The organism is Shinella fusca (assembly GCF_014203155.1).
GTDB classification, from domain to species: Bacteria; Pseudomonadota; Alphaproteobacteria; order Rhizobiales; family Rhizobiaceae; genus Shinella; species Shinella fusca.
In genome coordinates, this window is sequence record NZ_JACHIK010000010.1 from 107540 (window position 1) to 122739 (window position 15200).

At 67.6% G+C, this 15200-nt stretch carries 15 protein-coding genes; 7 read left to right on the forward strand and 8 right to left on the reverse strand.

Annotation, left to right across the window (positions count from 1 at the left end; all coding sequences use genetic code 11):
- From HNQ66_RS15280 to HNQ66_RS15305, 6 genes are all read left to right on the forward strand, one after another.
- Nucleotides 1-1329 (forward strand): nitrous oxide reductase family maturation protein NosD, encoded by a 1329-nt coding sequence (locus HNQ66_RS15280; protein ID WP_184145027.1) that lies wholly within the window; start codon nt 1-3, stop codon nt 1327-1329.
- A complete protein-coding gene (locus tag HNQ66_RS15285; protein WP_184145028.1) occupies nt 1295-2194 on the forward strand; it encodes an ABC transporter ATP-binding protein in 900 nt (299 codons plus the stop codon). Before HNQ66_RS15280 ends, HNQ66_RS15285 begins: the two co-directional genes overlap by 35 nt.
- Nucleotides 2191-3015: an ABC transporter permease gene (locus tag HNQ66_RS15290; protein ID WP_184145029.1), complete on the forward strand. Its 825-nt coding sequence runs from the start codon at nt 2191-2193 to the stop codon at nt 3013-3015. The genes HNQ66_RS15285 and HNQ66_RS15290 overlap by 4 nt, the downstream gene beginning before the upstream one ends.
- A complete protein-coding gene (locus HNQ66_RS15295; protein ID WP_184145030.1) occupies nt 3012-3596 on the forward strand; it encodes a nitrous oxide reductase accessory protein NosL in 585 nt (194 codons plus the stop codon). The genes HNQ66_RS15290 and HNQ66_RS15295 overlap by 4 nt, the downstream gene beginning before the upstream one ends.
- A 4-nt stretch (nt 3597-3600) precedes the next feature.
- A complete protein-coding gene (locus HNQ66_RS15300) occupies nt 3601-4518 on the forward strand; it encodes an FAD:protein FMN transferase (protein ID WP_184145031.1) in 918 nt (305 codons plus the stop codon).
- Between the two features lie 157 nt (nt 4519-4675).
- Nucleotides 4676-5536, forward strand: coding sequence for a transglutaminase-like cysteine peptidase (locus HNQ66_RS15305; protein WP_184145032.1), 861 nt, complete (start codon nt 4676-4678; stop codon nt 5534-5536).
- A 21-nt stretch (nt 5537-5557) separates the two neighbouring features.
- Here HNQ66_RS15305 and HNQ66_RS15310 read toward each other — a convergent pair whose 3' ends face one another.
- The 5 genes from HNQ66_RS15310 to HNQ66_RS15330 form a co-directional block, all read right to left on the reverse strand.
- Entirely contained in the window at nt 5558-6175 is a 618-nt protein-coding gene (locus HNQ66_RS15310) for a ribbon-helix-helix domain-containing protein (RefSeq protein WP_184145033.1), read from the reverse strand.
- A 2-nt stretch (nt 6176-6177) separates the two neighbouring features.
- Nucleotides 6178-7461, reverse strand: coding sequence for an HlyD family type I secretion periplasmic adaptor subunit (locus HNQ66_RS15315; RefSeq protein ID WP_184145034.1), 1284 nt, complete (start codon nt 7459-7461; stop codon nt 6178-6180).
- A complete protein-coding gene (locus tag HNQ66_RS15320; RefSeq protein ID WP_184145035.1) occupies nt 7458-9623 on the reverse strand; it encodes a type I secretion system permease/ATPase in 2166 nt (721 codons plus the stop codon). The genes HNQ66_RS15315 and HNQ66_RS15320 overlap by 4 nt, the downstream gene beginning before the upstream one ends.
- Nucleotides 9624-9734: 111 nt before the next feature.
- Nucleotides 9735-11168: a TolC family outer membrane protein gene (locus tag HNQ66_RS15325; protein WP_184145036.1), complete on the reverse strand. Its 1434-nt coding sequence runs from the start codon at nt 11166-11168 to the stop codon at nt 9735-9737.
- Between the two features lie 168 nt (nt 11169-11336).
- Nucleotides 11337-11969 (reverse strand): L,D-transpeptidase, encoded by a 633-nt coding sequence (locus tag HNQ66_RS15330; RefSeq protein ID WP_184145037.1) that lies wholly within the window; start codon nt 11967-11969, stop codon nt 11337-11339.
- A gap of 138 nt (nt 11970-12107) precedes the next feature.
- Here HNQ66_RS15330 and HNQ66_RS15335 point away from each other — a divergent pair, with 138 nt between their 5' ends.
- Nucleotides 12108-12887 (forward strand): GGDEF domain-containing protein, encoded by a 780-nt coding sequence (locus tag HNQ66_RS15335; protein WP_184145038.1) that lies wholly within the window; start codon nt 12108-12110, stop codon nt 12885-12887.
- A 67-nt stretch (nt 12888-12954) separates the two neighbouring features.
- Here HNQ66_RS15335 and HNQ66_RS15340 read toward each other — a convergent pair whose 3' ends face one another.
- From HNQ66_RS15340 to HNQ66_RS15350, 3 genes are all read right to left on the reverse strand, one after another.
- Nucleotides 12955-14010: a sensor domain-containing diguanylate cyclase gene (locus HNQ66_RS15340; protein WP_184145039.1), complete on the reverse strand. Its 1056-nt coding sequence runs from the start codon at nt 14008-14010 to the stop codon at nt 12955-12957.
- Nucleotides 14011-14095: 85 nt separating this feature from the next.
- Nucleotides 14096-14794: an LrgB family protein gene (locus HNQ66_RS15345; protein ID WP_184145040.1), complete on the reverse strand. Its 699-nt coding sequence runs from the start codon at nt 14792-14794 to the stop codon at nt 14096-14098.
- The gene (locus tag HNQ66_RS15350; RefSeq protein WP_184145041.1) at nt 14787-15161 is read right to left on the reverse strand and encodes a CidA/LrgA family protein; all 375 of its coding nucleotides are present in this window, start codon (nt 15159-15161) and stop codon (nt 14787-14789) included. Before HNQ66_RS15350 ends, HNQ66_RS15345 begins: the two co-directional genes overlap by 8 nt.
- Nucleotides 15162-15200: the final 39 nt, after the last annotated feature.

The following is a 15200-nucleotide window of genomic DNA, read 5'->3' on the forward strand; positions in this document are numbered from 1 at the left end:
ATGCGCCTGCCCGTCCTCCTCATCGGCCTTCTTCTCGCCTCGCCGCTTGCCGCGGCGGAGCGTGTGGTCGCGCCCGGGGCGGGCAGCCTCGCTATCGCCATCGCCGCGGCCGCCCCCGGCGATGTGCTGACGCTATCCGGCGGGACCTATGCCGGCCCCGTCGTCATCGACCGGCCGCTCACCATCACCGGCCCGCGCGGGGCCGTGGTCGACGGGCTCGGCAAGGGCAGCGTGATGACGATCGCCGCGCCGGACGTGCGGCTTTCCGGCTTCACCGTCACCGGCTCCGGCCGCATCAACGAGGACCTCGACGCCGGCGTGAAGATCGTCAAGGGCGCCGACCGCGCCCGCATCGAAAAGCTGCTCGTTACCGGCAACATGCACGGCATCGACGTGCACGGCGGGCGCGATGCCGCCGTCATAGCAAACGAGATCGTCGGCACGCGCGACGCCCGCATGAACGAGCGCGGCAACGGCATCTATGTGTGGAACAGCCCCGGCACGCTGCTGGAAGGTAACCTCATCCGCTACGGCCGCGACGGCATCTTCTCCAATGCCAGCTCGAACAGCATCTATCGCGGCAACGTGATGCGCGACCTGCGTTTCGCCGTGCATTTCATGTACACGCGCAATACCGAGGTTTCCGGCAATGTCTCCGTCGGCAACCATCTCGGCTTCGCCATCATGTTCTCCGACCGCACGAAGATCCGGGGCAATCTCAGCCTCGGCGACCGCGAGCACGGGCTGATGCTCAACTATGCCAACAATGCCAACGTCACCGGCAACCTCGTGCGCGGCGGCACAAAGAAATGCCTCTTCATCTACAATGCCCACAAGAACCTCATCTGGAACAACCGCTTCGAGGGCTGCGGCATCGGCATCCATTTCACCGCCGGCTCCGAGAAGAACGTGCTCACCGGCAACGCCTTCATCGCCAACCGCGAACAGGTGAAATATGTCGGCACGCGCAACATGGAATGGAGCCATGAGGGCAGGGGCAATTTCTGGTCCGATCACCCGGCCTTCGACCTCAACGGCGACGGCATCGCCGACAGTTTCTACCGCCCCAACGACCTGATGGACCAGATCCTCTGGTCGCAGCCGGCGGCAAGCCTCCTCATCGGCTCGCCCGCCGTGCAGCTCGTGCGCTGGAGCCAGCGGGACTTTCCCGCCACGCTCCCCGGCGGCGTGCGCGACAGCGCACCGCTGATGCGCCCCCTTGCCATATCCGTCCCGCCCGAAATCCTCGGCTACGAAGCCGAGGCCGCCGGCCGCTGGGCCGAAGGAAATAACGATGACACCGACACTGACGATCTCGCGGCTCACTAAGCGCTTCGGCGCGGTGGAGGCGCTGAAGGCGGTCTCGCTCGCGCTGGAGCCGGGAAAGCGCGCGGCCCTGCTCGGCCATAACGGCGCGGGCAAGTCGACGATGATGAAGATCGTCCTCGGCCTCATTCCCTTCGACAGCGGCGAGGTTTCCGTTTGCGGCCTGCGCCCCGGCTCGCCCGCCGCGCGGGTCGAGGTTGCTTACCTGCCGGAAAACGTCGCCTTCCACCCGGCGCTGACGGGCGAAGAGCAACTTCGCTATTATCTGGCATTGCGCGGCGAGAGCCCGCGCCAGGCCATGGACCTTCTTGCGCGCGTCGGCCTTGCCCATGCCGCGCGGCGGCGGATCGGCACCTATTCCAAGGGCATGCGTCAGCGCGTGGGCCTTGCCCAGACGCTGATCGGCAAGCCGCGCCTCCTCGTGCTCGACGAGCCGACCTCCGGCCTCGACCCGGTCTCCCGGCGCGATTTCTACGATCTCCTCGACGGCCTTGCCGCCGAGGGGACGGCGATCCTCCTCTCCTCCCATGTGCTGACGGAAGTCGAGGCGCGCACCGACAGCATCCTCATCCTGTCCGGCGGCGTGCTGGTGGCCGAGGGCACGCTTGCCGACCTGCGCGCCCGCGCCGCGCTGCCGGTCGCCTTCTCCGTCCGCCCCGCGCCCGGCCACGCTCCGGTGCTGGCGGCGGCCTTTCCGGAAGCCGCCCTGGGTGAGGACGGGGTCCTGCGCCTTTCCTGCGCGCAGAAGGACAAGCTGCCGCTCCTTGCCCGTATCGCCTCCCATGGCGCGGCGGTCGCCGATATCGACGTGATCCCGCCGAGCCTCGAGGACATCTACAGCCATTTCAGCCGGAGGGACGGGCAATGACGAGCCGCATCCTCGCCACCGCGCTCTCGGAATTCCGTATCGCCTTCCGCAACCGCTGGGTCGCCATCGCCACCGGCATGATGGTGCTGTTCGCGCTGGTGCTTGCCGCCGCCGGCGCCGCCCCGACCGGCGATGTCGGCGTCGACCGGCTCTCGGTGACCGTCGCCTCGCTGACGTCGCTTGCCGTCTATCTCGTGCCGCTGCTCGCGCTGCTGATGAGCTTCGATGCGGTGGCGGGCGAGGTGGAGCGCGGCACGCTGCCGCTGCTGCTCACCTATCCCGTCTCGCGCCTCGAAATCCTCATCGGCAAGCTCGCCGCGCATCTCGCCATTCTCGGCCTTGCGGCCTGCCTCGGCTACGGCGCGGCGGCGCTGGTGGCGGTATGGGCCGATCCGGCCGCGATCAAGGGGCTCGGCGCGCTCTGGCGGCTGATCTGGTCCTCGGTGCTGCTGGGGGCGACCTTCCTCGGCGCGGGCTATGCGCTCTCGGCGCTCTCGCGCCGGCCCTCCGGCGCGGCGGGGCTTGCCATCGCTCTCTGGCTCGCCGCTGTGGTGCTCTACGATCTCGCCCTGCTGGCGCTTATCGTCAGCGACGGCGGCGGGGCCTTCACCACCGGGGCGCTGCCCGTCGCCCTCCTCGCCAACCCGGCCGATGCCTTCCGCGTCTTCAATCTCTCTGCTGCCGAGGCGGTCGCGGCTGCCGGCGGCATCGGCGGGGCGGCCGGGGCGATCCCGCTCTGGCAATCGGCCGCCTCGCTCTTCCTCTGGCCGCTCGCCGCCCTCGCGCTCGCCGTTGCCGCCTTCCGCAAGGTGACGCCATGAGAAGCCGCCTTCGCCCCGTGCTGCTCCTTGCCGCCCTCGCGCTGCTGTCCGCCTGCAAGGAGGATGTGGCGCAGAATATCGTGCCGCAGGAGATGACGCCGGAAACCCTCGGCCACTATTGCCAGATGAACCTCCTGGAGCATCCCGGCCCCAAGGCGCAGGTCTTCCTCGAAGGCAATGCCGCACCGCTGTTCTTCAGCCAGGTGCGCGACGCCATCGCCTATATGCGCGGGCCCGAGCAGGTCGCGCCGATCCTCGCCGTCTATGTCAACGACATGGGCGCGGCCGGGGCGACCTGGGACCAGCCCGGCAAGGGCAACTGGATCGCCGCGGACGCCGCCTTCTATGTCGTCGGCTCCGACAGGCGCGGCGGCATGGGCGCGCCGGAGACCGCGCCCTTCTCCAGCCGGGAAAAGGCCGAGGCCTTCGCCCGTGCGGAGGGCGGCCGCGTGCTGGCGCTCGCCGAGATCACCGATGCCATGGTGCTGACGCCGGTGGAGACCGGCGCGGACGACCAGAAGGAGGGCGACGAGGACTACCTCGACCGCCTGCGCACCCTGCCACAAAAAGACGGAGATTGATCCCATGATGCTGACCCGCCGCCGCCTGATCGCGATTTCCGCCGCTCTCGCCGTCCTGCCCGCCGCCGCCCGCGCCGGCACGGGGACCGCGCATCTGTGGACCGGGCAGGCGCTCGGCGCGCGCGCCTCGATCCGCATCGACCACCCGGACGGCGCGGCCATCGCCGCCCGCGTCATGGCCGAGATCGACCGGCTGGAAAACATCCTCAGCCTCTATCGCCCGAATAGCACCCTCTCGCGGCTGAACGCCGAAGGGCATCTTGCCGAACCGCCCTTCGAGCTTCTCGAATGCCTGTCGCTGGCCGGCGCGGTGCATGCGGCAAGCGCCGGCCGGTTCGACCCGACCGTGCAGCCGTTCTGGGCGCTCTGGGCGGAAGCGGCGGTCCGCGGCGAGCGGCCGTCGGAAAAGGCCGTCAAGGCCGTGCTGAAAAAGACCGGCTGGCAGAAGGTGGCGCTCGACGCCGGCGCAGTCACCCTCCGGCCCGGCATGGCGCTCACCCTCAACGGGATCGGCCAGGGCTATGTCGCCGACAGGGTCGCCACGCTGCTGGAGGCCGAGGGCCTCACCGATATCCTGATCGACACCGGCGAGTTCCGCGCCCTCGGTGGTGAGCCGCGGGGCGGCGACTGGCCGGTGCGGCTGGAGACCGGCGAGCGCGTGGCGCTGCGCCAGCGCGCGCTTGCCACCTCCGCCCCGCTCGGCACGACCTTCGACCAGGCCGGACATGACGGCCATATCATCGATCCTGCGACGGGAATGCCGGCGCCCGCGAAATGGCGGGCGATTTCCATCTCCGCCCCCTCGGCGGCAATCGCCGACGCCCTGGCGACGGCCGCCTGCCTCATGCCGGATACCGGCACGATCCTCGCCATGCTCGACCGCTTTGACGGCGCGCGCCTTGAAGCCGGAACGGCGGCCTGACCCGTTCCGGCACATCTTCTTGGTTAACCGTCCGTTGCGCCATCGCGTAGAATTTTAGTCAAGTTGCATTTCGAAATAAAGCGCACGTTCACCGTGTATTTTAGCGGGATATATAATTCGGTCGGGTAGTTTGTTCTCAACCTTGGAGAGCAGACCGATGGCAAAGAAACAGGCATTTTCGGCAGGACGGCATTACATCGCAGCGGTAAGCGGCATCGTGCTCGGCGGCTTTCTCTTCGCCGACAGCGTCGCCAATGGCGACATGAGCGCCGATGTCCCGCTCCCCGCGATCCCGGCAGGCGTCGAGATGAGCGCGAACCTTGGCGCGGCGAACGATCTCGACCTCGGCCTCGACATGACGACGACGAGCACCGTGACGACCGGCCTCTTCGGCTCCGTCGCCTTCCCCTTCAAGCCGGGGGCTCTCTCGCGCTGGAAGCAGATCGAACAGGCCGCCGCCGGCCTTTCGCAGGAAGACTGCGGCGAGCAGGTCACCTGCCGGATCCGCTCGAAGATGCTGCGCGAGACGATCGACGCTTCGGCGGACCAGCCGCTCCTGCGCAGGATCGAGGCGGTCAACGTCGCGGTGAACCGGATGGTCCGCTACGGCAAGGACATCGACGTGCACGGCAAGTTCGACTACTGGGCCATGCCGACGGAAATCCTCGCTTCCGGCCGCGGCGACTGCGAGGACTATGCGATCCTCAAGCTCGCCGCCCTGCGTCAGGCGGGCGTCGAGGCCGACGACATGACGCTGGTCGTGCTGCGGGAATCGCGGCGCAATTTCTACCACGCCGTCCTCACCGTCTCGGTCGATGGCCGCAACTACGTGCTCGACAACATGCGCGATGCGGTCCTGACCGACCGGCAACTGCCGGAATACCAGGCGCTCTATTCGCTCGGAACCGAGCGGGCCTGGGTGCACGGTTACAAGCGCGGCTCGGAATACGCCATGCAGAAGCGCCCCGCTTCGCTCGATGCGGTGCAGCCGGGCGAGGGCATCCCCGTCTCGTTCTGACGGGGCGTCGGCCCTGCCCGCTCAGGGCAGGACGTAGCAGAGGATGATGGTCCGGTCCGAGGCCGGCGCCAGCAGGGCATTGAGCTGCCCGCGCATGCGCCGGCCGCCGAACCCGACCGTAAAGCCCACGCCCAGCGGCCGGTTGCCGCTCTCCTTCAGGATGGCGGCGAGAGCGCTCAGTTGCACGTCGAGCGCAAGGCGGAGGTCGCGGTTGACCGGCTCCGTTTCCGCAGTCGGGAACCGGGCCTGGATATAGCCGAGGAAAGCCTGGTTGTAGGCGACGAGCTGCCTGTCCGGCCCGAGGGCGAATGCCGGACCGGGCGAAGCCCGCACGAGGTTGGCGATGCCGGAGGGATCGGTGATCCTGCGCTCGGCGGCCAGTTTGTCGAGCGCCCAGCGCAGGCAATGGACCCGCAGGAGCGATGTCGCGTTGGCCGATTGCGGCGCATCCGCGAGAAGGACGCCGACCAGCGCGCCGATCTTCTTCTGCCGGGCGTCGGCGATCTCCTTCAGCACCTGCCAGTAGACCGCTTCGAGGCGGATGCCGCGGCGAACGCCGTCAACCTCCACGACGCGGAAGACGAGATCCGTATCCCGCGTCGGCGGGCGGTCTCCCGCCGTGTCGGAAGGACGCTCCATGGCTACCGTTCCCGCATGGCCTCGGTGCGCGCCTTGTTGATCGGCTTCAGGAGATATTGCAGGATCGTCTTGCGGCCGGTCATGATGTCGACCGAGGCCACCATGCCGGGAATGATGGCATGGGACTTGCCGTTGCGGAAGATCTCGGATTTGTCCGTCTTCACCTGCGCGAGATAATAGGTCTCGTTGGACTTCTCGTCGAACATGGAATCGGCGGAAACGTTGGACACCTCGCCCTGCAGGCCCCCGTAGATGGAGAAGTCGAAGGCGGTGACCTTCACCAGCGCCGGCTGCCCGACGCGGATGAAGGCGATATCGTTGGGCGATATGCGCGCTTCCACGAGCAGCGTGTCGGAGGTCGGCACCACCTCGGCGACGACCGTGCCGGGCTGCACGTAGCCGCCGATCGTGGTGATCTCCAGCCGGTTGACGACGCCGTCCACCGGCGAGCGCAGGTCGGTGCGCTGCACCCGGTCGGACGCCCCGCGCACGGTTTCCGTGACGACGGAAAGGTCGGCGAGCGCCTTGGTCTTCTCCGCCAGCGCCTCCTGCTGGAAGGTGAGCATCAGTTCGTCGACCTGGAGAGAGGCTTCCTTGATGGCGGCGCGAAGGCGGTCGAGCGATTCCTGCAGCAGCTTGAGCTGGCCGGTGGCGTCGGTCAGCTCCTTCTGCACGCGCAGAAGATCGGTCTGCGGGGCGAGCTTGCGCTGGACGAGCGGCTCCAGAAGGCCGGCCTCCTTCTGCGAGAGGGCGACGTTCTCCTCAAGCCGGCGAATGCTCACCAGCGCCTCGTCGAGTTCCTTGCGCCGCTGCAGGTGGCGTTCCTGCAGCACCGAAAGCTTGTTCTGGAAGGCATCGCGCCGCGCCTTGAGAAGCTGGGCCTCGTTCTCGCAGATTTCCGGGCTCGTCTTGGCGACCTCCTGCGGGCAGGTCATCGGCGAGGTCATGTCGCCGGCCTGCTCCACTTCCAGGCGGGCGATCTGCACGCGCAGCGCCCGGGCGCGCGCCTCCAGCTCGCCGAGCGTGGAGGTCGTCGCGGTGTCGTCGAGCCGCACGAGAAGGTCGCCCTTCTTGACGATCTGGCCGAGCTTGACCGCGATTTCCTGCACCACGCTCGCCTCGCTCGCCTGGATGAGCTGGGTGCGGGAGACCGGCACGACCTTGCCCTGTCCGCGCGCGATCTCGTCCACCTCGGTGAATGCCGCCCAGACGACGAAGCTCACGATCAGCAGGGCGACCGAAACGAGGCTCATGCGAGCCCAGAGGGGAGGGGCGTCCGTCGTCATGCGGGGCGCCCCGCTTTCTTCTGCAGCTCCTCGATGACCGCGGCCTTGGGCCCGTCCGCGATGACGCGGCCGGCATCGAGGACGATCAGGCGGTCGACGAGTTCGAGCATGCTGTATCGGTGGGTGGAGATGACGATGGTCGTTTCCGGGCCGAAGGCGGTGGCGAGGTTGTTGATCAGCCGGCGCTCCGAGGCGAGGTCCATCGCGCCGGAAGGCTCGTCGAGGAAGATGATCTTCGGCCGGGCAAGAAGCAGCCGGGCGATGGCCACGGCCTGCCGCTGGCCGCCGGAAAGGTTGCCGCCGCGCTCGCCGACCGGCATGTCGTAGCCGCGGGGATGGCGCGAGACGAATTCGTCGACGCCCGTGCGGCGCGCCACCTCGATGATCTCCGCGTCGCTCGCCTCCGGATTGCCCATGAGGAGGTTTTCCTTCACGGAGCCGGAGAAGAGGTCGGCGGCCTGCGAGGCCACGGCGACCGCCGTGCGCACCACGGCGGGGTGATACTGGCGGATGTCGATGCCGTCGATCATCAGGCTGCCGGCGGTCGGCGGATAGAGCGCGCCGAGAAGGCGCCCGATGGTCGTCTTGCCCGAACCGATGCGGCCGATGACCCCGACGCGCTCGCCCGGCTGGACGGAGAACGACAGCCCGCTCAGCACCTTCTGGTCCGACCCCGGATAGACGAAATCCACCTGGTGGAAGGCGAAGCCGCCGCGGTCGATATCGCGGTTGACGAAGCCGGTGGCGCTCGGCAGGTCCTCGGGCATCGACATGATGGAATTGAGGATGCGCAGCGACAGGAGCGCCTGGCGCAGGCGCGCGAGCGTCATGGCGATCTGCCCCATCGGCGCGACCGCGCGGCCGGACAGCATGACCGCCGCGATGATGGCGCCCGACGACATCTTGCCCTGCGAGAACGCATAGGCGCCGGCAAGAATGATGACCACGGAAACGAGCTGGGAAACGAACTGCGTCCAGTTGGCCGCCGAGGCGGAAAGCTGCTTGATCTCCTCCGAGGTGAGGGCCGCCTTCTTGGAGAGCTCGTGCCACTTGCGCAGGAGATGGCGCTCGGCCTTCAGCGACTTGACCGTCTCGATGGTCGAGATCGTCTCGACCAGCAGCGATTGCTTCATGGACGATTCGTTCGTCGCCGCCGCGACCCGCCGGCCGATCCGGTGCTGCGCGATGAGGCCGATCGTCAGCGCCAGAAGGAAGGCGCAGGTCGGAACGATGACGATCCAGCCCGCCACGAGGTAGATGACGATCAGGAAGACGAAGACGAAGACCGTGTCGATGAGCACGCTGATCGTGTTGGAGGTGAAGAACTCGCGGACGAACTCGTACTGCGTGATGCGGCTGGCATATTCGCCGGTCTGCATCGGCCGCGACGACATGCTCGCGTTGAGGACCTTTTCGAAGAGCAGGTAGGACAGCTTGAGGTCGGCGCGCCGGCCGGCATAGTCGATCAGCGCGGCGCGCGCGGTCTTCAGCACGAGGTCGAAGACCACGGCGCCCGAGACGCCGAGCGCCAGCACCCAGAGCGTCGCCTTGGCGTCGTTCGGCAGGATGCGGTCGTAGACGTTCATGGTGAAGAGCGGCGAGGTCAGCGCCAGCAGGTTGATGAAGAGCGCCGCGACCGCGACCTGCGCATAGGAGCGCCAGAACGGCACGAGCGCGCTCACCAGCCAGTGCTGGCGGACGATGGCGCCGTCCATGCCCTCGACGGCGGACTTCATCGTGTCCGCGCTGACGGCGCTGAAGGCGAGCACCATCCGGATATCGTCCCTGGCCGGCAGGCGGCCCTGCAACTGGCTGCGCATCGCCTCGATATAGGACGAGCCGCCGCCATGGAGCTCAAGCAGCGTGACGGCGGAGCCGTCGTTGAGGAGGACGACGGCGGGAAGATCGAAATTGCCGGCGGCAAGGTCGCGCCAGCCGAAGCTGCGTACGTCGAGGCCGATCCTGTCGCTCAGGCGCTGCACGTCCTCGAAGGACGGGGACGCTTCGTCGAAGGGCACGCCGGAAAAGAGGACGACATCAGACCCGGGCCGGCCGAGAAAGACGGCGACCCGCTGGAAGGCTGTTCTGAAGGCTTCTCCACCGGCCGAGGCCGGCTGGCGGATGGATTGCGCGATGCCGGCCGCTTCGGGGACCGACGTCATGGGCATTGCCCGCAGCGAAGCGATGGCCCGGCGCTTTTCGCAAAAAGCGTCGATGCGCTCCGGCTCACGCCAATCGGGTCGCGGCAAGGCATGCGTGCTGCTTTCGGCTCGTCACTTCATGGTCGCCAGGAGGTCGAGGGGCAGGTCGTTGACCTGCCTCGACGGCATGCGGCGATAGGTTTCGGCCGGCGCGGTTTCCGGAACGTGGAATTCCTCGCGCGCATAGGCCTCGGACTGCTTGGCCGCGGCAAGGTTCATGCTGGAAAGCAGCATGCCGCTGGCGGCAAGGATGCGGTATTCGGCAAAGCGCGCGGCATATTGCGCCGTCTTCGACAGCACGTTGACGGTGTAGCGCGAGTTCTGCGCGCCGAGCACGTCGAGCAGCGAGCGCCGGCCGACGGAAAGCTGCTCGCGGTAGGATTCCACCAGGTTGCCGTTCGCCTGCGCCTGCTGCCTGAGCGTTGCGGCCAGTTCCGTCTGGCGGATGCGGCGATCCCAGGAGATACGCACCGCTTCCTCCACTTCACGGAAGCTCTGGTGCAGCACGAGGCGCTGCTCGCTGGCGCGCCGGATCTGCTCCTGCTCGTTGGCGATGTCGATGCCGCCGCGGTAGAGGTTCCACTTGGCCACGACACGGGCCTGCAGGCTCGACGTGCGACCGTCGGCACCGTCGATGTCCATGCCGGTGCGCGCGCGCCCTTCCAGGTAGATCTCCGGGAAGAGGTTGGAGCGCGAGGCCTTCACCATCGCGTCGGCCGCGTCGATATCGGCATTGGCGACCTTGATGCGCGGATTGTTGGCCCGCGCCATGCCGATCGCCTCGTCGAGCGATTTGGGAAGGAAGGAGGCCATGGACGGCGGCATGGAGGCATTGCTGAACGGCTTGCCGACGAGGCGCAGGAAGCGCGTCTTGGCCCCTTCGAGCTCCTCTTCGGCTTCCTTCGTGCGGGCCTTGGCGGCCAGGAGCCGCTCCTGTGCCTGCTGGCGGTCGGCGTCGGTCAGCGTGCCGCCGGAGATGAGCGCGCCGATGTCGCCGAGCATCTGCTGGTGGACGGCCATGTTGCGGCGCGATTCCTGGACGATCTCGCCCTGCAGCATGATTTCGAGATATTCGCGCACGACCTGGAGGCCGATGGTCTCGGAGCGCTCGAGCACGCGGAACGAGGCGCTGTCGACGCGGGCGGCCTGGCGCTCCAGCTCGGCCCGGCGCGCGCCGCCGTCGAAGAGCTTCTGCGTCACGGAAAGGCCGACATCGGCGGGATAGAGCGGGTCGTCGTCAAGCCCGCCAAGGCGCCGCGAGGCACTGTCGAGCCGTTCGATGCCGACCCCGCTTTCGAGGTCGATGCTGGGAAGGTAAAGGCCGCGCGCCTGGCGCAGCTCGAATTCGGTGGCCTCGCGGTTCTCGTTGGCCTGTCCGATCTCGGGATTGGACTCAAGCGTGACCGCCATCGCTTCTTTCAGCGTGAGGGCATTCGCGTTGACCGGCGAAAACGCCACCCCAACCAGCAGAGCTGCCGAAACGGCGCCCAGTAACGACTTATGCATGCCCCCAACCCCATTACATATGCCAGACGTGCAAAGCCGGCATCCAGATTCTCTTAACTTCATCTTAGGCATGCCCAAAGGCAAGCGGCAATCGGTCCCCGCACGAGCATCAGAACAATGCGATATTATCTACAACCTTGTGGCGATTCTGCCACATTTTCCCGCGTATTACCGCACGACGACAAGGCTTCCGACATCCACTTTATCGAACAGTTCGACCACATCGTCGTTGGCCATCCGGATGCAACCCGAGGATACGGCCTTGCCGAGTGTCCACGGTTCGTTGGTTCCATGGATGCGGTAGAGGGTATCGCCGAGGTAGATCGCCCGGGCCCCGAGGGGATTTTCGGGGCCGCCCTCCATCGATGCCGGCAATATCCGCCCCTTCGCCGCCTCCCGGCTCACCATCTCGGCCGGCGGCGTCCAGACGGGCCATTCCGCCTTGCGGCTGATCCTCTCGCGCCCTTTCCAGGCGAAGCCCTCGCGGCCGACGCCGATCACGTATTCGCGCGCGGTGCCGTTCCCGTTGACGTAGAAGAGACGCCGCTTCTGCGTATCGACGATAACGGTGCCGGCCTTGAATTCCCCGGCATAGGCGACGTTCCGCGCTGCGATCGGCGCGGCGTTCAGGCGCCCGGCGAGCCTGGCGTTGTCGATGCGCCGCACGACCCATTTGCCGGCCCTCGCGTCGAACTGGCGGACCGTCTGTTCCGCTGGGGCGGGAAAGGCGAGCAGCAGGGCCGGCAGGGCGGAAAGGATCGCAAGGCGACCGGGCGAAAGACGAGACCGAAACGCCGGCATGGAAGGGCTCTCCGTTGAACTGGCCCGATTTATATCGCTTATTGCTAGAATTCGACAGGTATCGGAAACCGCGGTTTTACCCCCCTGCCTTATAGCTCTCGCCAATACAGGGACATCGGAGAGAGACGGACGATGGGCATGCGAGATCTGCAGGAAACCTTTTCCCCGCGAGGAACCACGGCCACATGGCTGGCCGGCGGCGGCGCGGCCGCGCTCGGGCTGGGGCTTGCCGTCTCCGCCATCGCCAATGCGGTTTCGCCCACGGCATCCGTGACGGGCAGCACCATCCTTGCCGGCGTTGCGGCCCTCGTCGTCGCGCTGCCGCTCCTTTACGTCTGCAGCCGCATGGCGAACCGGGTCGAGCTCCTGCGCCGGGAAGTCCAGCGCCTCGGCCAGCGCGACGGGCTGACGGCCTGCCTCAACGAGCCCACCTTCTCGGCGCTCGTCGAGACCTATGCCGGCCGCCGCACCGTCGAGGACGGCGCCACTCGCGGCACCATCCTCCTCATCCATCTCGACGATATCCCGGTGGTCAACGACCGCTTCGGCTATAGCTGGGGCAACGAGGCGCTTGCCCGGGTGGCCGGGGCGATCCGCGGCACCGTCCGCCAGGGCGATATCGTCGGCCGCATCTCCGGCAACCAGTTCGGCGTCTTCCTGCCGGGCGCGGGAGAGGCGGATGCCAGGGGCGTCGCCAACCGCATCCACGACAATGTCACCGGCCTCGATTTCTTCCCGGCCGGCGTGCGCTATCCCCTGTCGATCCGGGCCGGCGCGGTGATCCTCGCCGACCAGGCGAAGTTCGACGACCTCCTGAAGACGGCTGCAGACACGCTTGAAACGACCCGCGGCGAGGACTGGATCCGCTACGCCTCGATGGGCGGCTGGCCGCAGGAAGGCGCGGCGAAGCTCCAGTAGCCCGCCTCAACTCCCGACATTGGACCATATGCGGCCGGGCTGGATATCCGCCCCGGCCGCAGCGCCGTCAGGCGGATCGCTGGAACGTGTCGCCGCCGGCGGCCTTGGCGGCGTAGAGCGCGAGGTCCGCCCGCATGAAGAGGGCGTCCGGCGTCTCCTCTCCGGCAAAGGCGATGCCGAGGGAGGCGCTGATGGTGAAGACTCGCCCCGAGCAGGTCATCGGCGCCCTTGCCGCCTCGACCACGCGCTGCGCGCTGCGCTCGACCGTCCGCAGGTCCGCGGAGGGGCCGAAGAGCACCGCGAACTCGTCGCCGCCGATCCGGGCGATCAGGTCGGCCGAGGCGCAGGTCGCCGAAAGCCGGCGGGTGAACTCGATCAGGCATTCGTCGCCGAAGGCGTGGCCGAGCGTATCGTTGATCTCCTTGAACCCGTCGAGGTCGATGAGCATCAGCGCGCCGCCCGTCTCGCAGAGGTCGGCGAGCCGCACCTGGAACTGCGTGCGGTTGGCAAGGCCCGTCATCACGTCGTGTTCGGCAAGCTGGCGCATGTGCTCGAACACCGTCCGTTCCTCGGTGATGTCCTGCTTGACGCCGAAAAGGCGGACCGGCTCGCCGTTCCGCCGCTCGACGGTGGCGGATATCCGGATCCAGCGCGTGCCGAATTCGGCGCTGTGGATTTCGGCATCGAGCCGGAAGCCGGCCCCGGCCGCGATGGCGCCGCCCCGCACCTTCTGCAGGCGGGCGAGCGATTCCTCCGAATAGCTTTTCAGGATGTCGCTGCGCACGAGGCCGTGGCTGTGCCGGACGCCGAAGATGTCGTAGGTCCCGCCGCTCCAGGTAAGCCGCTCGCCGGGCAGCTCGCATTGCCACATGCCCATGCGGGCGGCCGCGGAGGCGCGCTCGAAGATGTCGACGCCGGCAAGCGCCGCCTCGGCCCGGCGCAGGAGTGCTGCCTGATGCTCGACCTGCCGCTGCAATTGGTCGATGGCCTTCGTGTCGGACGGGCCCGTGAGGGCGGCGCGCAGGCGGCCCAGCAGGGAATAGAGCGTGGATTGCGGCGCCGAAGCCAGATCGCAAACGGGCTGGAGAACGTCCCGTTCCGCGTCTTCTGCTGGGTTTCCCATATTCGCCACCGACGTGCTGAGGCTTCCTTTTGTCAATTCCTATCGTGAAATCGTTAACCGCCGGTGAGAAGCGGCCGGCCTCCGCCTAGAGAAAGAGGTGGACGATGAGGGAGGTGAGGACGGCGTTGAGCCCCATCGCGATGCCGGAGAAGAGCCCCGCCACCGGATCGACGGAATAGGCGCGCGCCGTGCCGATGCCGTGCGAGGCAAGGCCGGCGGCAAAGCCGCGGGCGCTGTAGTCCCTGATGCGCATGGCGTTCATCATCGGCGTGACGACGATGGCCCCGCAGATGCCGGTGAGGACGACGACCGCCGCCGTCAGCGCCGGATCGCCGTCAAGGCCCGAGGAGATGGCCATGGCGACGGCCGCCGTGGTGGATTTCGGCGCGAGCGAGGCGACGACCGAGGGCGAGAAGCCGAAGAGGTGGCTGAGGAAGACGGTGGAGCCGACGGCTGCAAGGCTGCCGGCGATAAGCGCGGCGAGCATCGGCAGGAGGTTGGTCTTCACCAGCGCGAGCTTCTCGTAAAGCGGAATGCCGAGCGCGACGGTCGCCGGCCCCAGCAGGAAATGGATGAACTGCGCGCCCTCGAAATAGGTGCCGTACTGGACGCCGGAAAGAAGAAGCACCGCGGCGATGGCGGCGATCGACAGCATGATCGGGTTGAGCAGCGGATTGCCGGGACTGAGCGCGGCGATGCGCGTGGCGGCGAGCCACACGACCAGCGTGCCGGCGAGCCAGAGGAGGGGCGAGGTGGCGAGATAGACCCAGAGACCGCTATTCATCGACAGAACCTCCGGTCAGCCGTTTGACGAGGAGGAAGGCCCAGACCGTCACCGCCAGCGTGATCACCGTCGACAGGACGATGATGGCAAGAAGCGCCAGGCCCCGGTCGCGGATGAGGTCGAAGTGCTGGATGATGCCGACGCCGGCCGGCACGAAGAGGATGCCGAGATTGGCAAGGATCGCCCGCGAGGTTTCGAGGGTCTGCCGGTGGGCCGGCTGCAGCGGCGCCACGCCGCCGGTCGCCACGAGCGCCACGGCCACCATCGCCATGCCGATGACCGGCCCGGGCACGAAGCCGCCGAGGAAATAGGCGGCGGTTTCGCCGATCAACTGAAAGACGAGAAGGATGGTGATTCCAACGAGCATCCGCACCTCCGTGGCTGGGCCGCTCACTATGCCTTTTTT